Annotated in this window: 20 protein-coding genes; 9 read left to right on the plus strand and 11 right to left on the minus strand. The window is 63.7% G+C overall.

Annotated elements, in window-relative coordinates; genetic code table 11:
- Window positions 1-413: 413 nt before the first annotated feature.
- Window positions 414-1,160: an acid phosphatase PhoC gene (gene phoC, locus AC6CWS_RS15805; protein WP_004203793.1), complete on the minus strand. Its 747-nt coding sequence runs from the start codon at window positions 1,158-1,160 to the stop codon at window positions 414-416.
- A 225-nt stretch (window positions 1,161-1,385) separates the two neighbouring features.
- Between phoC and selD the strand changes: the two genes are divergently transcribed.
- The 3 genes from selD to AC6CWS_RS15820 all read left to right on the plus strand — a co-directional run bounded on the left by selD (window position 1,386) and on the right by AC6CWS_RS15820 (window position 5,535).
- Window positions 1,386-2,429, plus strand: a complete 1,044-nt coding sequence (gene selD / locus AC6CWS_RS15810) for a selenide, water dikinase SelD (protein WP_048297312.1) — start codon at window positions 1,386-1,388, stop codon at window positions 2,427-2,429.
- A gap of 4 nt (window positions 2,430-2,433) precedes the next feature.
- On the plus strand, window positions 2,434-4,380 hold the full coding sequence (locus AC6CWS_RS15815; RefSeq protein WP_023289280.1) for a DNA topoisomerase III: 1,947 nt from the start codon (window positions 2,434-2,436) through the stop codon (window positions 4,378-4,380).
- A gap of 174 nt (window positions 4,381-4,554) precedes the next feature.
- Entirely contained in the window at window positions 4,555-5,535 is a 981-nt protein-coding gene (locus AC6CWS_RS15820; protein ID WP_498256417.1) for an NAD(P)H-quinone oxidoreductase, read from the plus strand.
- Between the two features lie 43 nt (window positions 5,536-5,578).
- Here the strand turns inward: AC6CWS_RS15820 and gdhA are convergent, their stop codons facing one another.
- Window positions 5,579-6,922: an NADP-specific glutamate dehydrogenase gene (gene gdhA, locus AC6CWS_RS15825; RefSeq protein WP_004176526.1), complete on the minus strand. Its 1,344-nt coding sequence runs from the start codon at window positions 6,920-6,922 to the stop codon at window positions 5,579-5,581.
- Between the two features lie 182 nt (window positions 6,923-7,104).
- Window positions 7,105-7,515 carry a pyrimidine (deoxy)nucleoside triphosphate diphosphatase gene (locus AC6CWS_RS15830; protein ID WP_065883037.1) on the minus strand — a complete coding sequence of 137 codons (411 nt, stop codon included), beginning with the start codon at window positions 7,513-7,515 and terminating at the stop codon, window positions 7,105-7,107.
- Between the two features lie 86 nt (window positions 7,516-7,601).
- On the opposite strand from AC6CWS_RS15830, the gene AC6CWS_RS15835 reads away from it, so the two are divergent.
- Complete coding sequence (locus tag AC6CWS_RS15835) at window positions 7,602-8,216, plus strand: CDP-alcohol phosphatidyltransferase family protein (RefSeq protein WP_065882983.1); 615 nt, start codon at window positions 7,602-7,604, stop codon at window positions 8,214-8,216.
- A gap of 51 nt (window positions 8,217-8,267) precedes the next feature.
- On the opposite strand, the gene AC6CWS_RS15840 is transcribed toward AC6CWS_RS15835, so the two are convergent.
- From AC6CWS_RS15840 to AC6CWS_RS15870, 7 genes are all read right to left on the minus strand, one after another.
- Entirely contained in the window at window positions 8,268-9,575 is a 1,308-nt protein-coding gene (locus tag AC6CWS_RS15840; RefSeq protein ID WP_044522400.1) for a sulfurtransferase, read from the minus strand.
- Window positions 9,576-9,668: 93 nt separating this feature from the next.
- Window positions 9,669-10,301, minus strand: a complete 633-nt coding sequence (locus AC6CWS_RS15845; RefSeq protein ID WP_065882984.1) for an ATP-binding cassette domain-containing protein — start codon at window positions 10,299-10,301, stop codon at window positions 9,669-9,671.
- Entirely contained in the window at window positions 10,301-11,836 is a 1,536-nt protein-coding gene (locus AC6CWS_RS15850; RefSeq protein WP_065882985.1) for an ABC transporter permease subunit, read from the minus strand. Before AC6CWS_RS15850 ends, AC6CWS_RS15845 begins: the two co-directional genes overlap by 1 nt.
- On the minus strand, window positions 11,809-12,987 hold the full coding sequence (locus tag AC6CWS_RS15855; protein WP_065882986.1) for an ABC transporter substrate-binding protein: 1,179 nt from the start codon (window positions 12,985-12,987) through the stop codon (window positions 11,809-11,811). The genes AC6CWS_RS15850 and AC6CWS_RS15855 overlap by 28 nt, the downstream gene beginning before the upstream one ends.
- Window positions 12,988-12,989: 2 nt before the next feature.
- The gene (locus AC6CWS_RS15860) at window positions 12,990-13,550 is read right to left on the minus strand and encodes a carboxymuconolactone decarboxylase family protein (protein ID WP_064158338.1); all 561 of its coding nucleotides are present in this window, start codon (window positions 13,548-13,550) and stop codon (window positions 12,990-12,992) included.
- A complete protein-coding gene (locus AC6CWS_RS15865) occupies window positions 13,547-14,257 on the minus strand; it encodes a TVP38/TMEM64 family protein (protein WP_065882987.1) in 711 nt (236 codons plus the stop codon). Before AC6CWS_RS15865 ends, AC6CWS_RS15860 begins: the two co-directional genes overlap by 4 nt.
- Complete coding sequence (locus AC6CWS_RS15870; protein WP_223822588.1) at window positions 14,244-14,882, minus strand: TVP38/TMEM64 family protein; 639 nt, start codon at window positions 14,880-14,882, stop codon at window positions 14,244-14,246. The genes AC6CWS_RS15865 and AC6CWS_RS15870 overlap by 14 nt, the downstream gene beginning before the upstream one ends.
- On the opposite strand from AC6CWS_RS15870, the gene AC6CWS_RS15875 reads away from it, so the two are divergent.
- Complete coding sequence (locus AC6CWS_RS15875) at window positions 14,814-14,957, plus strand: hypothetical protein (protein ID WP_023289292.1); 144 nt, start codon at window positions 14,814-14,816, stop codon at window positions 14,955-14,957. The genes AC6CWS_RS15870 and AC6CWS_RS15875 overlap by 69 nt on opposite strands.
- 155 nt (window positions 14,958-15,112) lie before the next feature.
- Here the strand turns inward: AC6CWS_RS15875 and xthA are convergent, their stop codons facing one another.
- The gene (gene xthA / locus AC6CWS_RS15880) at window positions 15,113-15,919 is read right to left on the minus strand and encodes an exodeoxyribonuclease III (RefSeq protein WP_023289293.1); all 807 of its coding nucleotides are present in this window, start codon (window positions 15,917-15,919) and stop codon (window positions 15,113-15,115) included.
- A gap of 438 nt (window positions 15,920-16,357) precedes the next feature.
- Here xthA and astC point away from each other — a divergent pair, with 438 nt between their 5' ends.
- Genes astC through astB form a run of 4 tightly spaced genes read left to right on the plus strand, consistent with a single transcriptional unit; the run spans window position 16,358 to window position 21,406 of the window.
- Entirely contained in the window at window positions 16,358-17,578 is a 1,221-nt protein-coding gene (gene astC / locus AC6CWS_RS15885; RefSeq protein ID WP_065882988.1) for a succinylornithine/acetylornithine transaminase, read from the plus strand.
- A complete protein-coding gene (astA, locus tag AC6CWS_RS15890) occupies window positions 17,575-18,609 on the plus strand; it encodes an arginine N-succinyltransferase (RefSeq protein WP_065882989.1) in 1,035 nt (344 codons plus the stop codon). The genes astC and astA overlap by 4 nt, the downstream gene beginning before the upstream one ends.
- On the plus strand, window positions 18,606-20,084 hold the full coding sequence (astD, locus tag AC6CWS_RS15895) for a succinylglutamate-semialdehyde dehydrogenase (protein WP_065882990.1): 1,479 nt from the start codon (window positions 18,606-18,608) through the stop codon (window positions 20,082-20,084). Before astA ends, astD begins: the two co-directional genes overlap by 4 nt.
- Complete coding sequence (gene astB, locus AC6CWS_RS15900; protein ID WP_065882991.1) at window positions 20,081-21,406, plus strand: N-succinylarginine dihydrolase; 1,326 nt, start codon at window positions 20,081-20,083, stop codon at window positions 21,404-21,406. Before astD ends, astB begins: the two co-directional genes overlap by 4 nt.
- Window positions 21,407-21,409: the final 3 nt, after the last annotated feature.

Genomic DNA, 21,409 nt, shown 5'->3' on the forward strand with positions numbered 1-21,409 from the left:
CTGAGACGTTCCCGGAAGGCCGGGGCAGCCCGCATGGATGCGGGCTGAGGGCCGTGTTTTGCACGGACGCTGCCTCGGCCCGACCCGAAGCCTGCAGGGATAAGTCGAAGGGACCACGCAGTGGCGATTTTGCTGGCCGGAGCCCGGGGGTACAGGGGGCGGCGGCGACTGGCCGCCCCCTGTGCGCTCCCTGCGCCATGCCAGACATAACGCAGAAGACATATCGGGAGCGCCATCTGCCCGGACATAACACAGGAGTGGTAGCCCTGCTAAGCGCAGCGCGAGCAGGGAAATTTACGATTGCGCCGTTATTTCGCCGGGCGGCGGCGTGCGCCGGACCCGGCCTTCAGCCCCAAAGGTAGCCCGGACAAGGCGCGCCAGGCGCCGCCTCCCGGAGTTCAACGGCGATGACGTTACTTCTGCGTTTTGGCGAATTCGTCTTTGGCTTTCTGCAACTGCTGCTGGAAGGCCGGGTTGGTGTGCAGCGTGGCGACCACCGCGGAGCCGACGATGCGCGCCGCATCGACATCGCTCTGCCAGTGATAGCCGCAGATCACCCTGCTCTCGCCGAGCTCATAGCCGCGCTTCAAAATTTCGTTCTGCCGCTGCGGGTTGATCTCCGCCAGCACCAGGGCGGTGGCCCAGCCGATGGAGGTATGCCCGGATGGGTAAGAGCCGTTTTTCGCCAGCTTGTCCTGCTCGGTGGTGTTGCAGGTGGAGACACCGTAGAAGGCAAACGGGCGAATGCGCATATACTTCTCTTTCGCGCCGCGGGTCGCCAGATCGCCGGCGTCTTCAATCATATTGGTCAACAGCTTATGGAGCTGCGGCGCGTCCTTTTCGGTGATCGGCGAGCCAAAGGCGCTGGAGAAGGCGTTAGCCACGCCGCCCGCGCTGAGGTTGGCATCCTCTGCCGCCAGCTTCCCGCGCTCGGTGTTGCGCAGCAGGCGCCCTTGCTCATACATCGCCTGATCGTTTAAGAACGCGATACTGCCCACCGCCGGCGGCGGCGGCAACAGCGCCAGGCTGTCGATGGCCTGGGCATTGGTCAGATAGTAGAGATCGGGCTTGGTGGTGACATCGTTACCGGGGGGAACCAGCGCGAAGGCGTTAACGGAGAAGAAACTGGCCAGGCAAAGGGCAAGAACACGCTTTTTCATTAGAATTTCCTTACGTCATAATCATTCCAGAGAAGACAGTCCTGGGTTGTCACATTTCTGTCATCTTTAAGTAAAAGTGAAAATGGTCGGGAAAAAATTGCCGCGTCTCGCAAAAACGACTTTTTGTCTGCTTAATGAGCAACCATACGCGATTTCAGACTGTCGTACTTACCACCCTGACGTTTGGGCGCTAACATAGCGGGATTGCAATGACAGGAGATGTCCATGAGCGAGCAAGCCATTCGTTTAACGCAATACAGCCACGGAGCCGGTTGTGGTTGTAAAATTTCCCCGAAAGTGCTGGAAACCATCCTGCATAGCGAGCAGGCGAAGTTTGTCGACCCGAACCTGCTTGTCGGCAACGAAACCAGCGATGATGCCGCCGTTTACGATCTTGGTAATGGCACGTCAATCGTCAGCACCACCGACTTCTTTATGCCGATTGTCGATAATCCGTTCGACTTTGGCCGCATTGCCGCCACTAACGCCATCAGCGATATTTTCGCCATGGGCGGGAAACCGATTATGGCGATTGCCATTCTCGGCTGGCCGATCAACACCCTGGCGCCGGAAATCGCCCGCGACGTGGTGGAGGGCGGGCGCTTTGCCTGCCAGCAGGCCGGGATCGCGCTGGCGGGCGGCCACTCCATTGACGCTCCGGAGCCAATCTTTGGTCTGGCGGTCACCGGCGTGGTGCCCACCGAGCGCATCAAGAAAAACAGCACCGCGCAGGCGGGCTGCAAACTGTATCTCACCAAACCGCTGGGGATCGGCGTGCTGACCACCGCGGAGAAAAAATCGCTGCTCAAGCCAGAGCATCAGGGGCTGGCGACGGAAACCATGTGCCAGATGAACCTCGCCGGCGCCGCGTTTGCCGCTATCGACGGGGTGAAGGCGATGACCGACGTCACCGGCTTTGGCCTGCTCGGCCACCTCAGCGAGGTGTGCCGCGGGGCCGGCGTGCAGGCGCAACTGCGCTATGCCGATATCCCGAAACTGCCGGGGGTGGAGGAGTATATCGCCGCCGGCGCGGTGCCGGGCGGCACCGGGCGCAACTTTGCCAGCTACGGCCATTTGATGGGCGAGATGCCGACGGAGTGGCGCGATCTGCTGTGCGACCCACAGACCTCAGGCGGTCTGCTGCTGGCGGTGACCCCGGAGGCGGAGGCGGAAGTCCAGGCCGCCGCGGCGGAGTTCGGTATTAAGCTGGCCGCCATCGGCGAGCTGGTGACCGCCCGTGGCGGGCGACCGATGATCGAGATCCGTTGATTCGATGCGGTTGTTTATTGCAGAAAAACCGAGTCTCGGTCGGGCTATCGCCGATGTGTTGCCTAAACCGCACCGCAAAGGCGATGGCTATATTGAGTGCGGCAACGGGCAGGTGGTGACCTGGTGTATCGGTCACCTGCTGGAGCAGGCGCAGCCGGACGTCTATGACAGTCGCTATGCCCGCTGGAATCTCACCGACCTGCCGATTGTGCCGGAGAAATGGCAGCTGCAGCCCAAACCTTCGGTCACCAAACAGCTGAATGTGATCAAGCGCCTGCTCGGCGACGCCGAGGAGGTTATCCACGCTGGCGACCCCGACCGTGAGGGCCAACTGCTGGTGGACGAGGTCCTCGACTACCTGCAGCTGGCGCCGGAGAAGCGCCAGCAGGTGCAGCGCTGTCTGATAAACGATCTCAACCCGCAGGCGGTGGAGCGGGCGATCAACCGCCTGCGCGCCAACAGCGAGTTTGTGCCGCTTTGCGTGTCGGCGCTGGCGCGGGCGCGCGCCGACTGGCTGTACGGCATCAATATGACCCGGGCCTATACTCTGCTGGGGCGCAACGCCGGCTATCAGGGGGTGCTCTCCGTGGGGCGGGTGCAGACCCCGGTGCTCGGCCTGGTGGTGCGCCGCGATGAAGAGATTGAAAACTTCGTCGCCAAAGATTTCTTCGACGTCAAAGCGCATATCGTCACGCCGCAGGAGGAGCGCTTTGTCGCGACCTGGGTGCCGAGCGAAGCCTGCGAACCTTACCAGGATGAAGAAGGGCGCCTGCTGCATCGTCCGCTGGCCGAGCACGTGGTTAAGCGTATCGAAGGCCAGCCGGCGCTGGTGACCGGCTATAACGATAAGCGCGATTCCGAACCCGCGCCGCTGCCGTTTTCGCTGTCGGCGCTGCAGATTGAGGCGGCCAAACGTTTCGGCTTCAGCGCGCAAAATGTGCTGGATATCTGCCAGAAGCTGTATGAAACCCACAAGCTCATCACCTATCCGCGTTCGGACAGCCGCTACCTGCCGGAAGAGCATTTCGCCGGCCGCCATGCGGTGCTGAATGCGATTGCCGTCCATGCGGCGGATCTGCTGCCGCAGCCGGTGGTGGATCCGGAGATCCGCAACCGCTGCTGGGATGATAAAAAGGTCGACGCGCACCATGCGATTATCCCGACCGCCCGCAGCAGCCAGGTCAAACTCACCGATAACGAAGCGAAGGTCTACACCCTGATCGCCCGGCAGTATCTGATGCAGTTCTGCCCTGACGCGGTATTCCGTAAATGCCAGATTGACCTTGAGATCGCCAACGGCAAATTTGTCGCTAAAGCGCGTTTTCTGGCCGAGGCGGGCTGGCGGACGCTGCTTGGCAGCAAAGAGCGCGATGAAGAGAACGACGGCACGCCGCTGCCGGTGGTGGCCAAAGGCGATGAACTGCTGTGCGAGAGGGGCGAGGTGGTGGAGCGCCAGACGCAGCCGCCGCGCCACTTTACCGACGCCACGCTGCTGTCGGCGATGACCGGGATTGCCCGCTTCGTGCAGGATAAAGATCTGAAGAAGATCCTCCGCGCCACCGACGGCCTCGGCACCGAAGCAACCCGCGCCGGGATTATCGAACTGCTGTTTAAGCGCGGTTTCCTGAGCAAAAAGGGGCGCTATATTCACTCCTCGGAGGCCGGAAGGGCGCTGATTCATTCCCTGCCGGAGATGGCCGGGCGACCGGACATGACCGCCCACTGGGAGTCGGTATTGACGCAAATCAGCGAGAAACAGTGCCGCTATCAGGATTTTATGCAGCCTCTGGTGGGGACGCTGTATCAGCTGATCGAGCAGGCGCGCAGCACCCCGGTGCGCCAGTTCCGCGGTCTGGTGGCGCCTGGCGGGGCGAAAAAATCCTTCAGTAAGGGCAAAGGCAAAGCGAAAGGCAAAAAAGCGGCAGACGATGCCGCGCCGCCGCCGCAATAACCCGCCCGGCGGCCGCGAGGATGCGCTTCCCCGCGGCCGCCGTTTCTCCCCCCGCCAGGTCAATGGTCTACACTAAACAGCCGGGAAGGGGTTGACGACCCCCTCAGAACAGGGATGCCCATTCCCCTTCCCGATGCCGTTGCTCATTTCTCTCCCAGGCGATAAGGAGGACCCGTGAAATATATCGCTATCAGCCAACCGGGTGGCCCGGAAGTATTGCAGATCCGCGAAGGTGAGATCCCCACCGTCGGGGTGCATGAGGTGCTCATCGAGGTGAAAGCGGCGGGCGTCAACCGGCCGGATATTCTGCAGCGCCAGGGGCTGTACCCTATGCCTGAGGGCGTCATCCCCGTGCCCGGCCTCGAGGTGGCGGGCGTGGTCGTGAAGGTCGGCGCGCAGGTCACAACCTTTACCCCCGGGGATCGCGTCTGCGCGCTGACCAACGGCGGCGGGTATGCCGAATACTGCGCCGTCCCGGCAGGCCAGACGCTGCCGATCCCGGCGGGCCTCAGCTTTAGCGAAGCGGCCGCCATTCCGGAAACCTTCTTCACCGTGTGGGCGAACGTTTTCCAGCTCGGTAAGCTGCAGTCCGGCGAGAGCATTCTGATCCACGGCGGCGCCAGCGGGATTGGCACCACCGCGGTCCTGCTGTGTCACGCGCTGGGGATGAGCGTCTATGCCACCGTCGGCCAGGACGAAAAAATTGCCGCGCTGCGACCCTACGCCACGGCGATCAACTACAAAACCGAAGATTTCGCAGAGAAAATTCACCAACTGACCAACGATGAAGGGGTGGATGTCATTCTGGATATCGTGGGCGGCCCTTACTTTAACCGCAACCTGGGGCTACTGAAAAAGGATGGACGGCTGGTGATCATCGGTTTTATGGGCGGGCGAATCGCTCATGAGGTGGATATTCAGACCCTGATGCTCAAGCGGGCCACCGTCACCGGCTCCACCATGCGCGGCCGGACGGCGGCGGAGAAACAGGAGATTGCCGAGGCGCTGCGGCGCCACGTCTGGCCGCTGCTTGAGGCAGGGAAATGCAAGCCGATGATCTATGCCAGCTACCCGATGGCGGAGATTGCCGAGGCGCATGCCTGTCTGGACAGTGGTCAACATCTGGGGAAAGTGGTGATCACGATGACGTCGTGAGACGCCTCCCGGCGGGCAGCCGCCGGGAGGGCGTCAGGGGAGGTTAAATCACGCCCTGGGCCAGCATGGCATCCGCCACCTTCACGAAACCGGCGATATTGGCGCCGCGCACGTAGTTGGTCTGCTTCGCTTCACCGCCGTACTGCACGCAGGCGTGGTGGATATCCAGCATAATGTGATGCAGGCGAGCATCCACTTTTTCCGCTTTCCAGCCCATGCGCGCGGCGTTCTGCGCCATCTCCAGACCGGACGTCGCCACGCCGCCGGCGTTGGCCGCTTTGCCCGGGGCAAACAGCACGCCAGCTTCAAGGAACAGATCGGTCGCGGCGATGGTGGTCGGCATGTTGGCGCCTTCCGCCACGGCCTTCACGCCGTTGGCAATCAGCTGGCGGGCGGCATCGACGTCCAGTTCGTTCTGAGTGGCGCAAGGCAGGGCGATATCCACCGGCACTGACCATGGCTGCTGGCCTTCGAGATAGGTGAGGCCAAACTCGCGGGCGTAGTCGGCCACCCGGCCGTGGGCACGCTCTTTGATGTCGATCAGGCGGGCCAGTTTTTCTTTGGTAAAGCCCGCCTCGTCAACGACGGTGCCGTTGGAGTCGGAGGCGGTGACCACCCGCGCGCCAAGCTCCATCGCTTTCTCAATGGCGTATTGCGCGACGTTGCCGGAGCCGGAGACCGCCACGCGAGCGCCTTCGAAGCCCAGGCCGTGACGTTTGAGCATCGCTTCGGTGAAGTAGATCAGGCCGTAACCGGTAGCTTCCGGACGGATCAGGCTGCCGCCGAAGGAGAGGCCTTTACCGGTGAAGACGCAGGCGCTGTTGTTAGAGAGTTTGCGCATCATGCCGGCCATAAAGCCGACCTCGCGGCCGCCGACGCCGATATCGCCCGCCGGTACGTCGGTATCCGGGCCAAGATGGCGATAGAGCTCGGTCATCAGCGCCTGGCAGAAGCGCATCACTTCACCATCGCTCTTGCCTTTAGGATCGAAATCGCTGCCGCCTTTCCCGCCGCCCATCGGTAGGGTGGTCAGGGCGTTTTTGAAGGTCTGCTCGAAGCCAAGGAATTTGAGAATCGACAGATTCACCGACGGATGGAAGCGCATCCCGCCCTTATACGGGCCGATGGCCGAGTTGAACTGCACGCGCCACGCGCGGTTGACCTGGACCTGATTGCGGTCGTCCACCCACACCACGCGGAACTGGATCACGCGCTCCGGTTCCACCAGACGTTCCAGCAAAGCAAGCTGACGATAGCGCGGATTTTCCTCAAGGAAAGGCCACAGGGTGGTCATGACCTCCCGGACGGCTTGAGCAAATTCGGTTTGATGAGGATCGCGCTGTTGAACGCGGGTGAGAAAGCCTTCCAGAGTGCACGTCTGATCCATAGATATAAGTTCCCCTTATGGTTGTGGTTGCGTGTATTTATTATGATTCGGTCCTTGAAAAAACCGATTTTCCGACTATAACACCGCTAATCCTTAGGCAAGCAAGGAAAAATTAAGCCGTCAGCAAAATTTATAATTGCCCGCCCGTCATAACTAAAAACGATGACGAGGCGGCGAGCGGATCAGCGGGGAGAAAGGGACGGGCGCTGGGCGATAAAGGCGTGCAGGAGGGGGATATCGGCCGGGGCGAGATCGAGGGTTAAGGCGTCGGCAGGAAGGCACCAGCGCAGCTGGCTGTGATAGTGGGCCAGCGGCGCGCCCTGAAAGTTCGGTACCCACCAGGCGTGCAGATGGATCTGGCGACCGGAGACTTCCCGCTGATGGCTGGCGATATAGCATGCCGGGTGGGCGAGGATGCCCATCTCCTCCCGCAGCTCCCGGGCCAGCGCCTGCGGCTGGCTTTCACCAGGCTCCACTTTGCCGCCGGCGAATTCCCACATTCCCGGCTGGTCGGCGTGGGGCGGGCGCTGCGCCAGCAGAATTTTGCCATCCTGTTCAATAATGGCGGCGACAACTTCAATCATTTTCAGCATAAGCATCAACGTTAATAAGACCAAACTGGCCTATTATCACCGCCATAGACCTTCACTGACAACCGCCAACTCTGCTGGAGCCCCCCGTGCTTGATAGCCACCTGCATCCTCGCCTCAAACCTCTGCTTAACGCTGCCGCCGGCGCGCTTGACCGCCCGGGTATTTCGCCAGACGGGCTGACGCTGCTCGGTTTTGCCATCGGCGCGCTGGCTCTGCCATTTCTGGCATTAGGGTGGTATGGCGCGGCGCTGGCGGCCATTCTTCTCAACCGCCTGCTGGACGGCCTGGACGGCGCCCTGGCGCGGCGGCGCGGGCTTAGCGACGCCGGCGGTTTTCTCGATATCTCACTGGATTTTCTCTTCTATGCCCTGGCGCCGTTCGGTTTTATCCTGGCGGATCCGCAAAATAACGCCCTGGCGGGGGGCTGGCTGCTGTTTGCCTTTATCGGCACCGGCAGCAGCTTTCTCGCCTTTGCCGCGCTGGCGGCAAAGCACCAGATCGCCAATCCCGGCTATGCCCATAAATCGCTGCACTATCTCGGGGGGCTGACGGAGGGGACGGAGACTATCCTGCTGTTTGTCCTCAGCTGCCTGTTTCCGGCGCATTTCGCCTGGCTGGCGTGGCTGTTTGGCGCGCTATGCTGGCTGACGACGGCGACGCGTATCGCCAGCGGCTACAGGACCTTAAAGCGGGTGGCGTGAGCAGGAAATCGCGCGTCGCCGGCAGGGGGCGACGCGCGCGGGTGGGACGCGTTACTGGCTGCTTTCCGGGCCGCGTTCTCCGCGGGCGACCGGATTGTGCGGGTTGCTGCTCCATTCGTACCAGCCGCCGTCATAGACGGCGACGTGCGGCCAGCCCATGGCCCGGGCATACATGAAGGTTTCCGAGGCCCGCCAGCCGGTTCCGCAATAGAACGCCACCTGCTGGTCAGGCAGGATGTTCCACTGGCGCCACAGGGCGGCGATATCGTCGGCGCTGCGCATGGTGCCGTCCGGGTTATGGAAGTCTTCCATGTGCGTGGAGTCGCTTCCGGCATGGCCCCAGCGGGCGCCGGCGATGTCGCCCTTCGGTTTGATATAGCTGTACCCGCTGGTGGTGCCGATAAACTCCGGCCACGAGCGGACGCTGACCAGCGAGGCGTCCTGGCGATGCAGCAGACCGCGGGCCTGCCCGGTATCCAGCATCAGCTGCGGCTGGCCGGGGATCGGCGCGCCAAAATCCGGCGCCGGCTGCGGCGTCGGCGGCATGCCGCGCGCCACCGGCAGACCGGCGTCGGACCAGGTCTGCCAGCCGCCGTCCAGCAGGCGCACGTCTTTGACGCCGGCGTACAGCATGATCTGCGCCACCCGCGCCGCGGCGTAGACGTCGCGACCGTAGAGGATCACCGTGGTGTCATGGCGGATGCCGTGCTTCGCCAGCATCGCCTTCAGCTGCGCATCGGACACTTTATTCCACAGCGGTTCGCTCTCCACCTCATTGGTGTCGATATAGCCCGCGCCCGGGATATGACTCAGCAGATAGAGCTTCGGCGCTCCCCAGGCGGCCTCAAACACTTTCCAGTCGCCGGCCGGGGCGGCAGCCACGCTCTTCCCTTGCTGCAGATCGTGTAGCCACTGCGGGTAGACCAGCTGTTCAAAGTGCGGCAGCTTTTGCAGACGGTCGCCCTGGCTTAGAGCGTCGCTCAGGACGTTGAGCCGGGTGAAGCCCGCTTGTTTCAGTCGCGCCGCGACGCTGGCGTTATCCTCAGGACTGCCGTACAGCGCGATGGGGGTATCGGGCTGGAGCTGGTGCTGTTTAGCCCAGCTGTGGAGCTGCTCGTCGCTCATGGCGCCGAGCCAGCGGGCGGAAAGGTTCAGCGCCTGCGGCTCATGCCCTTCCGGGCCGTTGACGTGCTGCGGCCAGCCGTTGTAATAAGCGCTCAGGCGGGTGTCGATGGCCACGCCGTGCTGCTGTTGCAGATGGGAGAGGGTGAGCGCTGGCATGGTTTCAGCGGCGCAGGTGGTGGTGGCAGCAAGCCCCATGAGCAGGGCGAGTGCGGTCAATTGAGAAACACGTTTCATCGAAATGCCCGACGGTAAAAAGTGGAGGGCGTATTCTCCGCTTGCCAGGCGTTGATTTCTTTGCGGTAACGCAGGTTTGCACGCTATTGCGCTTCATTGCCAGCGCTCCATCGCCAGGCACCGCCCCGTCGGCGGACAGTCCTCGCGATCGTGGGTCACCAGGATCGCCGGAATGGCCTGGCGGGCCAGTTCCTCAAATACCCAGCGACGGAACGCGGCGCGCAGGGTCGCATCCAGGCGGCTGAAGGGCTCATCCAGCAGCAGCGCCTCGGGGCGCGCCAGCAGGGCGCGCAGCAGACTCACCCGCGCCCGCTGTCCGCCGGAGAGCGTGGCCGGGTCGCGCGCGGCGAAGCCATGCAGCCCGGCGCGACTGAGCGCCTGCTCCACCGCGGCTTTTCGCGCCTCGCCGCGCACGCTTTCCGGTAGCGCCAGCTGTAAATTTTGCCCGACGCTGAAATGGTCGAACAGCAACGGGTCCTGAAACAGGATGCCGATGCGCCGGCGCTCCGTTGGCAGCGTATCGCAGCGCCGCTCGTTGAGCCACAGCTCGCCCTCGGCGCGGAAGTCGCCGGCCAGAGCGCCAATCATCCATGCAAACAGCGTCGATTTTCCGCTGCCGGAAGGGCCCATCAGCGTCAGCACTTCACCCGGGGCCACCGAGAAGGCGACCTCCCGCAGCAGCGGCTGACGTTTCACGCTCAGGGTCAGATGGTTTACGGTTAGCACTAGCGAAGTCCTCGTCGATAGCGGCCCGCCAGCCAGGCCAGCAGGGACGTCAGGGTAAAGCATACCGCCGGCAGCAGTAATTGCCACAGCGCCTGGGCGGCGAGCGTCTGCGCCTCGCCGCCGCTGCTGAGCGCCACCGCCTGGCTGGTAAGCGTCGGGATACGGCCTGCCCCCAGCCATAGCGTTGGCAGATACTGCGCAATGCTCACCGAGAAACCCACCGCCAGGGCGGTCAGCAGCGGGCGGGTCAGCGAGGGCAGGGTCAGCAGCCAGAAAATACGCGTGGGATCCCAGCCGAGCGTGCGGGCGATCACCGCCATCCGCGGATCGCGCTGGCGCCAGGCCGGGCGCAAAATAAACAGCATCCACGGCACCACCCACAGCAGATGGCCCCACAGGACGGTCCACCATTCGCCGTCTAGCCAGGCGTACAGCGCCAGCCGGTACTGGCCGTCGGCCAGCGGCAGGGCCGGCAGCACCAGCGGCAGCCAGACCCAGCCATCTCCCCGCGCCGGGCCGCAGGCCAGCCACAGCAGGCAGACGGCCGCGCCGAGGGCGCAGGCCGCCAGCGCCAGACCAAGGCTGTTAATCAATGCCTCGGTCTGCGGCGGCGCCGAGCGCGCCAGCCCCGCCAGCAATAGCGCGCACAGCAGGCCGCTCAGCGGCAGGGCTCTCGCCAGCAGGCGGCCGGGCAGGGCGTGGGGATGGGGATGCCGAACGCCGCGCAGATCGGGCAGGCGTCGACGCTGTAGCCGCCATCCGCCCCAGGCGACCAGCGCCAGCCCGCCGAGGATCGCCAGCAGCAGCAGGCTGGCCAGCGCCCCTTTCGCCTGCTGCAGGTCATCGCCCTGGCTTAACCACTGCCACGCCAGCACGGCGAGGGTGGGCGGATTGCCGGGCCCCAGCACCAGGGCGACGTCTACCGTCGACAGGCTCCAGGCCGCGGCGGCCAGCAGCACCATGCCGAGGGCGGGCAGCAGCCCAGGCAGCACCAGCCAGCGCAGGCACTGCCAGCGGCCGTAGCCGAGGCTCTTTAGCGCTGTCGCCTGGTCGGCGAGGCGCGCCTCCCCCAGCAGGCCGTAGATCACCCACAGCACAAAGGCGCTCTCTTTCAGGGCCATCGTCAGGCCAAGCCCGATGCCGTACCGGTCGACCGGCGGCGTCAAAAACGGCAGCCGCTGCCAGATCCAGCCGCCTTCGGCGAACAGCAGCAGCGCCGCCGTCGCCAGGGCTAGATGGGGCACCGCCAGCAGCAAGGGCAGGCGGGAAGCCAGTCGCCGCCAGCGGGCCGAAGGCCAGAGGGCAGCGACGATGGTCAGGGCGATCAGTAACGCGCCGCCGACGGACAGCAGCGTGGAAACAAGGGTGGCGGCCAGCGCCTGGCCCAGCTGCGGGTCGGCGAACAGCGCCCGCCAGTGGACCGGGGAGAGCGCCGGCCACACCAGCCCTGCGGCGGCGGGGAATAAGGGCAGATAGATTGCCGCCATCGTCCCCCAGGCCAGCAGGATCAGTGGGTACCGTAGCGGCGCAGCCATTCCTGCTCCAGTGCGTCAACCCACGCCGCGTGCGGCTCGGCAAGCACCGGCGGCAGATCCTGCGGCAGGGTGGCCGCCAGCGCCTGGCGCTGCTTGTCAGGTAGACGCTGCGGGTCCAGGACGCTTGGATCGCCCCAGACGGCGGCATCCGCCTTGCGCAATTGCGCCTCAGGGGAGAGCAGGAAATTGGCCACCACTTTGGCGGCGGCGACGGCGCGCGCGTTGGCCGGAATAGTCACGAAATGGACGTTGCCGAGGGTCCCTCCGGTAAAGCCGAAGCTGTAGCTGTCCGCCGGTAACTCCCCGCTGGCGGCCTTCTGCCGGGCATGGAGCGGATTAAACGTCAGCGACAGGCGGAGGATGCCCTGGTTGAGCATGGCGTCCATCCGCGCCGGCGACGCCGGGAAATCCTTGCCCGCCCGCCACAGCGTCGGGTGCAGCGCATCGAGATAGCGCCACAGCGGGGCGGTGACCGCCGCGAAAGTCGCCGTCTGCGGCGGCTGGCGCAGGGCGGCAGGCTGGTCGGTGAGGGCGAGCAGCAGCTGCTCCAGCAGGGCGGTACCGGTGAAGTCCGGTGGCCGCGGGTAGGTTACGCTGCCCGGATGGGCTCTGGCGAAGGCCAGCAGCGCCTGCGGGCTGGTGGGAGGCTGCGGGGTTTGTTCGCGGCGGGCGATAAACGTCAGCTGGGCGCTGCCCCACGGCGACTCGGCGCCCTCGGTGGCGACAGAAAAATCTTCCTGAACCGGCTTTTGCCGATCGACATAGCGCCAGTTGGGCAGCGATTCGGCCCAGCCGGAGAGCAGCAGGTTGGCCTGTTTTAGGGTGTGAAAGTTTTCGCCGTTGATCCACAGCAAATCCACCGAACCGCCGCGGCGACGGCCAGCCTGCGCCTCAGTCTGGATGCGTTTCACCGCGTCGGCGGCGTCGGCGATGGGGACAATACGCAGGTCGATCGCGTAGTGGCGTTTGACCTCCTCGCTGACCCACGCCAGATAGCGGTTGACGGCCGGGTCGCCGCCCCAGGCGTTAAACCAGACGGTCTGGCCACGGGCTTCCGTCTGGGTCTGCCGCCAGCTGTCGTCGGCATTCACCACCAGCGGCCAGAGCAGCAGCAGGTACAGACAGAGGCTGAAATCACGCAAACGGCGCATCATTACTCCTTATTGTGCGGGGAAGAGGGGGGTATCTTGCACAGCCCCTGGGCCGGGATCGCCATCGCGGCGTTGAACCGCGCTGATAAATTTTGCAGGCCAATCAGGGCGGTCAGCTCGGTGAGCGCCCGGGCGTCAAAATGCGCCGCCATCGCGCTGCGCAGGGCATCATCCACCTCCGGCGGCGTTTGACTGGCGGCTTCGGCATAGGCCAGCGCCAGACGCTCTTGCTCGCTAAACAGCGTACTGTTGCGCCAGTCGGCGACCGCCAGCAGTTTGTCGCGGCCTCCGCTCCGCGCAGCGAGGGTCATGCTGGTGATATCGATGCAGAATTCGCAGTGGCACAGCTGGGCGATACGGGCGCTGACCAGCGAGCGCAGCACCGGATCCAGCGGCGAGCGGCGGCGTTCAATATAGCCGACGAACAGCGAGACCAGGTAAAACAGCCACGGGATCCGCCCCCACCAGCGAATGGGGCTCAGCACCTGGCCGTAATGACGACGGTGCAGCCAGGCCTGCGGACGAAGGATCAGGGGGACAGTATCCAGCGGGGGTAAGCTCATGGCGACGATCTCTTATGACGTTCACGGTAAATATTTTTGGCGATGGAGATGACCACCGCCAGGGCAAAAAGCAGCGAAAGGCCAGTGGCCAGCCAGAAGGCGCCTCCGGTCAGCAGGCTCCCGGCCCAGGAATAGACGATGGTCGCCGGCAGCTGTCCCACGCCGGTGGCCAGCATAAAGGGCCAGAAGCGCAGCGAAGTCAGTCCGGCGGCATAGCTGACCGGATCAAAAGGGACAAACGGCAGCAGGCGACAGATCAGGATCGTCTGCGGGCCAAAGCGGGCGAAATAGCCGTCGACGCTGCGCAGCACCGTGCGGCCGGTGAGTTTCTCCACCACCTCGCGCCCCAGCGCTCTGGCGATGCAGAAGCAGAGCCCGGCGCCGACCATGGCGCTGAACCACGACAGCGCGCCGCCCCAGAAGGCGCCGAACAGCGCGGCGTTCGCCAGGGTGATCAGGAAGGCCGGCAGCGGGGCGACGATCGCCTGGAGGATCATCAGCGCAAAAGAGACCAGCGCCGCCTGCGCCCCCCAGGCGGCGATAAAGTCTTTAACATGCTGGGGATCCAGCGACGCTAGCGCCGTCAGGCTGTGCTGCAGAAAGGCTCGCCCGCCGGGGAACCACAGCCAGGCGGCCAGAGCGGCAACGGCCACCACGGCGAGAGCCAGCCGGGCGCGGCGCAGGTGACGGCGATCAGGTCGGGTCATGGCGCACCTCCTCGCCGGGCGTTGCCACACGGCGGGCGCGGGCAAACCGTTTGCCCATCTGCACCAGGGCAAACAGCAGCCCGCCGGCGAGGCTCAGCTTGAGCGCGAAGGCGAAGGTCGCTCCCTCGCGAGCCAGTTCGCTGGCCATCACCGAATAGATCACCAGGCCCGGCAGGGTGGTCACGGCGGAGATCAGGGTAAAAGGCCAGAAGGGGATCGCCGTCAGGCCGTAGGCGTAATTCTGAATGTTGTAGGGAAAGAGCGGTACCAGGCGGGTGAGGATCAGAAAATCGCTGCCGCTGCGGGCGATACCGCGCTCAATGGCCTGGAAGACGGCGGTATGGCCCACATAGCGCTGCAGCAGATCGCGCCCAAGCCAGCGGGCGATCAAAAACGACAGCGAAGAGGCGACAGTGGCCGCGGCAAACGAGAGCAGAGAGCCGGTCAGCGGGCCGAAGAGTATTCCGCCGGCGATCACCAGCAGGCTGCCGGGGATCAGGCACAGGGTGGCAATGATAAACAGCGCTGCATAGACCAGATAGCCCCAGGCGCCCTGATGGCGCAGGGTCTCCTGCAGCAGATGCAGGTGAGTCAGCAGATCGTGGAGACCGACGCGGTGGCTGATAACGGCCAGCGTGGCCGCCAGCGCGATGAGTCCCAGCCCTTTACCAATGGCCGGATGATGGCTTCTTTTTCATGAAGGGGTCTCCTGTACAGCCTGGACGCGGTGGACATTAAAAAGTGCGCGCGACAGTATCCTGTTCAGACGACGGCCACAATGGTTTACCGTCGCTTTGTTGATTTTGCTCAGGAAATTCTGCCCCTCGCGCGGCGGGAGGCAGGTCAGGACGTGGCTTACGGCCGGAAGGTGGCCCACACCGGCGCGTGGTCGGACGGTTTTTCCATCCCGCGGATCTCATAATCGATTCCGGTCTCCACGCAGCGCTGGGCCAGAGGCTGGCTGGCCAGCAGCAGGTCGATGCGCAGCCCGCGGTTATCGTCGAAGCCTTTGGAGCGGTAATCAAACCACGAGAAGTGCTCCTGATTGTCCGGGTTAGCCTGACGCCAGGTATCCACCAGGCCCCAGCCCAGCAGACGGTCCATCCATTCCCGCTCTTCCGGCAGGAAGGAACATTTGCCGGTGCGCAGCCAGCGTTTGCGGTTCTCTTCACCGATACCGATGTCGAGATCGGTAGGGCTGATGTTCATATCGCCCATGATCAGCACCGGATTCTCTTTATTGAGCTCGGTCTCCAGATAGTTCTGCAGATTCTGATAGAACGCCGCTTTGGCCGGGAATTTGGTCTCATGATCGCGGCTTTCACCTTGCGGGAAATAACCATTAATCACCGTAACGTTACCGAACGGCGACGGGATCTCGGCCATGATGATGCGGCGCTGAGCCTCTTCGCCATCGTCCGGGAAACCGCGGCGGACGGCAATCGGCGTCTCTTTGGTCAGCAGAGCGACGCCATAATGGCCTTTCTGGCCGTGATAAAAGACGTTATAGCCGAGTCTGGCGACCTCTTCGAGAGGGAACATATCGTCGTGAACTTTGGTTTCCTGCAGGCCAATCACGTCCGGCTGGTGCTTTTCGACGATGGCGGCCAGTTGGTGTGGGCGGGCGCGCAGGCCGTTGATATTAAAAGAGACGAATTTCATAGTCGCTGCCACTGTGCAAGGTGAATAGTGCAGGGATGGTAGCAGAAATTCGCCAGGCTGGCTGCCATCCGATGCGTCATTCTGCCAATCGCTGCGCATGAGCGTACCGTGGGTGCCCCTTTTGCGGGCACGCCGCGCCAAAAAAGGGCAAATAGCTACGATAAATTTCGCAGAAGATCACAATTACAGAATTATATCTTACCTTTGCATAACTTATCTTCTTTAATCACTGTTCATCCCCCTTTGTCGGATACTTATTCACTAATTATGCATTTTATGTGAATAGCGACAGGTTGTAACTCATTGATATTGCGTTATCTCATCCGGTTTATGCATTTTTATCGCTGGCTGGCACGAACCGTGCAATCTACATTTACAGCGTAATAACTCATATTTATTAACATTATTGCTACTTTTAATTTACCGGAAGAGGTCGATATGTCTCAGTCAATTACGCGTAACCACTTTGATGAATGGATGATGCCGGTCTACGCGCCAGCGGCTTTTATTCCGGTGCGGGGCACCGGGTCGCGGCTGTGGGATCAGCAGGGCAAAGAGTATATCGATTTTGCCGGAGGCATCGCCGTGAACGCGCTGGGGCATGCGCATCCGCGTCTGGTGCAGGCCCTCACCGATCAGGCTGGCAAGTTCTGGCATACCGGCAATGGCTATACCAATGAGCCGATCCTGCGTCTGGCCAAAATGCTTATCGATGCCACCTTCGCCGACCGGGTCTTCTTCTGTAACTCCGGGGCCGAGGCCAATGAGGCGGCGCTCAAGCTGGCGCGTAAATATGCCCACGATCGCTTTGGCAGCGAGAAAAGCGGCATTGTCGCCTTCCAGAACGCCTTCCACGGGCGGACGCTGTTCACCGTTTCGGCAGGCGGTCAGCCGGCCTACTCCCGGGATTTTGCCCCGCTGCCGCCGCAGATCCAGCATGCGGTGTTTAACGATCTCGCGTCGGCAAAGGCCTTAATCAATGACCAAACCTGCGCGGTGATCGTCGAGCCGGTGCAGGGCGAAGGCGGCGTGGTGCCGGCCAGCGTCGAGTTTTTACGCGGCCTGCGCCAGCTTTGCGACCAGCACAACGCCCTGCTGATTTTCGATGAAGTGCAGACCGGGGTCGGGCGCACCGGCGAACTGTATGCCTATATGCACTACGGCGTGACCCCTGATGTGCTGACCACCGCCAAAGCGCTGGGCGGCGGCTTCCCCATCGGCGCGCTGCTGGCGACAGAGGCCTGCGCCAGCGTAATGACCGTCGGCACCCACGGCACCACCTACGGCGGTAACCCGCTGGCGGGGGCGGTGGCCGGCGAGCTGCTGTCGATCGTCAATACCCCGGAAGTGCTCTCCGGCGTCAGACAGCGCCATCAGTGGTTTTGCGAACGCCTGCAGGCGATCAACGCCCGCTATGGTCTGTTCAAGGAGATCCGCGGCCTGGGGCTGCTGATCGGCTGCGTGCTGAACGACGCCTGGGCCGGGAAGGCGAAAACCCTCAGCAACCTGGCGGCGGAAGAGGGCGTGATGATCCTGATCGCCGGCGCCAACGTGGTGCGTTTCGCGCCAGCGCTGAACGTCAGTGAAGAAGAGGTGAACAGCGGGCTGGATCGCGTCGAGCGGGCCTGCGCGCGATTCCTGGCGGGAGTTTCATCATGATGGTTATTCGACCGGTGGAGCCGGGCGATCTGCCCGGGCTGCTGAAGCTGGCGGCGGAGACCGGCGGCGGGCTGACCTCGCTGCCGGTGGATGAAGCCACCCTCGCGGCGCGGATCGCCCGCTCACAGCAAACCTGGCGCGGCGAGCTGCCGAAAAGCGAGCAGGGCTATGTCTTTGTGCTGGAAGAGAGCGAGAGCGGCGCTGTGGTGGGCATCTGCGCGATAGAGGTGGCGGTGGGGCTCAACGATCCCTGGTACAACTACCGGGTCGGCACCCAGGTCCATGCCTCGAAGGAGCTTAACGTCTATCAGGCGCTGCCGACGCTGTTTCTCAGTAACGACCACACCGGCAGCAGCGAGCTGTGTACCCTGTTCCTCGACCCGCAGTGGCGCAAAGAGGGTAATGGCTATCTGCTGTCGAAATCGCGCTTCTTATTTATGGCCGCCTTTCGCGAGCGCTTTAATGAGAAGGTGGTTGCCGAGATGCGCGGGGTGATTGACGAGCACGGCTATTCCCCGTTCTGGGAGAGCCTGGGCAAACGCTTTTTCGCCATGGAGTTTTCCCGCGCCGACTACCTGTGCGGCACCGGACAGAAGGCTTTTATTGCCGCCCTGATGCCCAAGCACCCGCTGTATATCGATTTCCTCACCCCCGAGGCGCAGGCGGTGATCGGCAAGGTCCACCCGCAGACCGCCCCGGCCCGGACGGTGCTGGAGAAAGAGGGATTCCGCTACCTGAACTACATCGATATTTTCGACGGCGGCCCGACCCTGGAGTGCGATATCGACCGGGTGCGGGCGATCCGTCAAAGCCGTCTGGTGACCACCGAGGCCGGCGAAACGCCGCCCGGCGACGGGCCGCTGTGCCTGGTGGCGAACGAACAGTACCACCAGTTCCGCGCCCTGCTGGTGCATGCCGACCCGGATGGCGACACCCTGACCCTCAGCGCCCGCGAGCTGGATATGCTGAAGTGTCATGCCGGCGACCAGGTGCGCATGGTGCGCCTGATCCCTGAGGAGAAAACCGCATGAGTCTGTGGATTAACGGCGAGTGGCGGCCCGGCGATGGGCCGCGCTTCAGCAAACAGGATCCGGTCAACCTGAAGGTTGTCTGGCAGGGAGAGGCGGCGGACGCCGGGCAGGTCGCCGAGGCGGTGGCGGCAGCCCGCCAGGCGTTCCCGGCCTGGGCGCGGCTGCCGTTTGCCGACCGCCAGGCCCTCGTCGAAAAGTTTGCCGCGCTGCTGGAGGCCAGCAAGGCGGAGCTGACGGCGATTATCGGCGCCGAGACCGGAAAGCCGCGCTGGGAGGCGGCCGGGGAAGTGACGGCGATGATCAACAAGGTGGCGATCTCGGTGAAGGCGTACCACACCCGCACCGGCGAACAGCACAGCGAGCTGCCCGATGGCGCCGCGACGCTGCGTCACCGGCCGCATGGCGTGCTGGCGGTCTTTGGCCCCTATAACTTTCCCGGCCATCTGCCGAACGGGCATATCGTGCCAGCGCTGCTGGCGGGCAATACCGTGGTGTTCAAACCCAGCGAACTCACCCCGCACAGTGGCGAAGCGGTGGTGAAGCTGTGGGAGCAGGCCGGCCTGCCCGCCGGGGTGCTCAACCTGCTGCAGGGCGGTCGGGAAACCGGCGAGGCGCTCAGCGGCCAGGCGGATATCGACGGGCTGCTGTTTACCGGCAGCTCGACCACCGGTTTTCATCTGCATCGCCAGCTGGCCGGACAGCCGCAGAAGATCCTCGCGCTGGAGATGGGCGGCAATAACCCGCTGATCGTCGACGATCCGCGGGACGTCGATGCCGCGGTGCATCTGACCATCCAGTCCGCCTTTATTACCGCCGGCCAGCGCTGCACCTGCGCCCGGCGTCTGCTGGTCCGGCGCGGAGAGGCGGGAGATGCTTTCCTCTCCAGGCTGGTGACGGTGAGCCAACGGCTGATCCCCGCGGCGTGGGACGCTGAGCCGCAGCCGTTTCTCGGCGGGCTTATCTCTGAACAGGCCGCGCAGAAAGTGCATCAGGCCTGGCTGCAGCGGGTCGCCGCAGGCGCAGCCACCCTACTGGAGCCGCGCTTATTGCAGGCCGGGACGTCGCTGCTGACGCCGGGGATTGTCGACATGAGCGACGTGGCCCAGGTCGAGGATGAAGAGGTGTTCGGCCCGCTGCTTGGCGTGTGGCGCTACGACACTTTCGAGGAGGCGATTGCCCTGGCCAATGCCACCCGCTTCGGGCTCTCCTGCGGGTTAATTTCCCCGGAACGGGAGAAGTTCGATCGGCTGCTGCTCGAGGCGCGGGCCGGGATAGTCAACTGGAACAAACCGCTGACCGGGGCGGCGAGTACCGCGCCGTTCGGCGGCACCGGGGCCTCTGGCAATCATCGCCCCGGGGCCTGGTATGCCGCTGATTATTGCGCCTGGCCGATGGCCAGTCTCGAATCGCCGACCCTGACGCTGCCCGCCAGTCTCAATCCGGGGCTCGACTTTCGGGCCGGGGAGGCGTCATGACCGCCCGCGAAGTCAATTTTGACGGTCTGCCCGGACTGACCCATCACTACGCCGGGCTCTCCTTTGGCAATGAGGCCTCCACCCGGCACCGCTTTCGGGTGTCGAACCCGCAGCTGGCGGCAAAGCAGGGGCTAAAAAAAATGAAAGCCCTCGCCGACGCCGGCTATCCGCAGGCGGTGATCCCCCCTCAGGAGCGGCCCAACGTGCCGCTCCTGCGTCAGCTGGGCTTTAGCGGCAGCGATGAACAGGTGGTGGCTCGCGCGGCTCAGCAGGATCCGGATCTGCTGTCGGCGGTGAGTTCGGCCTCGGCGATGTGGGTGGCCAACGCCGCGACGGTCTGTCCCTCCGCCGATTCGCTGGATGGCCTGGTACACCTGACGGTGGCGAATCTGCAGGATAAATTCCACCGCGCCAGCGAAGCCCCCACCACCCGGGCGTTGCTGCAGGCGATATTCCCGGACCGCACGCGATTTGCCATCCACCCGGCGCTGCCTGCCTCGGCATGGTTTGGCGACGAAGGGGCGGCGAACCATAACCGTCTCGGCGGGGAATATGGCGCCCCCGGCGTTCAGCTCTTTGTCTATGGCCGCCGCCGGGGAAGCGAAGAGGCGCCGCGTCGCTATCCGGCGCGGCAAACTCTTGAGGCCAGCCAGGCGGTGGCGCGCCTTAATCAGGTCAATCCCCGCCAGCTGATCTTCGCCCGCCAGCATCCGGCGGCGATCGACATGGGGGTTTTTCATAACGATGTCATCGCGGTGAGCAATCGTCAGGTCCTGTTCTGCCATGAGCAGGCCTTTGCCGACCAGAACGCGGTTTTGCAGCAGCTGGCGCAGCAGGTGCCGGGCTTCACCCCGCTGGTGGTTCCCGCCAGCCGGGTCACGGTGGAAGAGGCGGTTGCCACCTATCTGTTCAATAGCCAGCTGTTGAGCCGGGCGGACGGCAGCATGGCGCTGATCCTGCCCCAGGAAGCCCAGGCGCATCCGGGCGTGTGGAACTATCTCAATGAGCTGCTGGCCGGGGATAACCCCATCGCCGCGCTGCAGGTGTTTGATCTGCGCGAGAGTATGGCCAACGGCGGCGGTCCGGCGTGCCTGCGTCTGCGGGTAGTGTTGACGGCCGAGGAGTATCAGGCGGTCAATCCGCACGTCCTGATGAACGATACGCTGTTTGCCACCCTCAATGATTGGGTGGATCGCTACTATCGCGATCGTCTCACCCAGGCCGACCTCGCCGACCCCCAGCTGCTGCGGGAAGGGCGCGACGCGCTGGATCGGTTGACCCAGATCCTGCAGCTCGGTTCGGTTTATCCATTTCAGCAATAAGGG

It is taken from the genome of Klebsiella sp. M041, from assembly GCF_059759695.1.

What these genes read in the sequence shown, in the direction of transcription:
- AC6CWS_RS15850 (WP_065882985.1), bottom strand. Translation starts at nt 11,836, where the DNA reads ATGGCTGCGCCGCTACGGTACCCACTGATCCTGCTGGCCTGGGGGACG.
- selD (WP_048297312.1), top strand. Translation starts at nt 1,386, where the DNA reads ATGAGCGAGCAAGCCATTCGTTTAACGCAATACAGCCACGGAGCCGGT.
- AC6CWS_RS15860 (WP_064158338.1), bottom strand. Translation starts at nt 13,550, where the DNA reads ATGAGCTTACCCCCGCTGGATACTGTCCCCCTGATCCTTCGTCCGCAG.
- astA (WP_065882989.1), top strand. Translation starts at nt 17,575, where the DNA reads ATGATGGTTATTCGACCGGTGGAGCCGGGCGATCTGCCCGGGCTGCTG.
- AC6CWS_RS15875 (WP_023289292.1), top strand. Translation starts at nt 14,814, where the DNA reads ATGGCGCAGGGTCTCCTGCAGCAGATGCAGGTGAGTCAGCAGATCGTG.
- astC (WP_065882988.1), top strand. Translation starts at nt 16,358, where the DNA reads ATGTCTCAGTCAATTACGCGTAACCACTTTGATGAATGGATGATGCCG.
- AC6CWS_RS15840 (WP_044522400.1), bottom strand. Translation starts at nt 9,575, where the DNA reads ATGAAACGTGTTTCTCAATTGACCGCACTCGCCCTGCTCATGGGGCTT.
- AC6CWS_RS15815 (WP_023289280.1), top strand. Translation starts at nt 2,434, where the DNA reads ATGCGGTTGTTTATTGCAGAAAAACCGAGTCTCGGTCGGGCTATCGCC.
- phoC (WP_004203793.1), bottom strand. Translation starts at nt 1,160, where the DNA reads ATGAAAAAGCGTGTTCTTGCCCTTTGCCTGGCCAGTTTCTTCTCCGTT.
- astB (WP_065882991.1), top strand. Translation starts at nt 20,081, where the DNA reads ATGACCGCCCGCGAAGTCAATTTTGACGGTCTGCCCGGACTGACCCAT.
- astD (WP_065882990.1), top strand. Translation starts at nt 18,606, where the DNA reads ATGAGTCTGTGGATTAACGGCGAGTGGCGGCCCGGCGATGGGCCGCGC.
- AC6CWS_RS15865 (WP_065882987.1), bottom strand. Translation starts at nt 14,257, where the DNA reads ATGACCCGACCTGATCGCCGTCACCTGCGCCGCGCCCGGCTGGCTCTC.
- AC6CWS_RS15855 (WP_065882986.1), bottom strand. Translation starts at nt 12,987, where the DNA reads ATGCGCCGTTTGCGTGATTTCAGCCTCTGTCTGTACCTGCTGCTGCTC.
- xthA (WP_023289293.1), bottom strand. Translation starts at nt 15,919, where the DNA reads ATGAAATTCGTCTCTTTTAATATCAACGGCCTGCGCGCCCGCCCACAC.
- AC6CWS_RS15830 (WP_065883037.1), bottom strand. Translation starts at nt 7,515, where the DNA reads ATGCTGAAAATGATTGAAGTTGTCGCCGCCATTATTGAACAGGATGGC.
- gdhA (WP_004176526.1), bottom strand. Translation starts at nt 6,922, where the DNA reads ATGGATCAGACGTGCACTCTGGAAGGCTTTCTCACCCGCGTTCAACAG.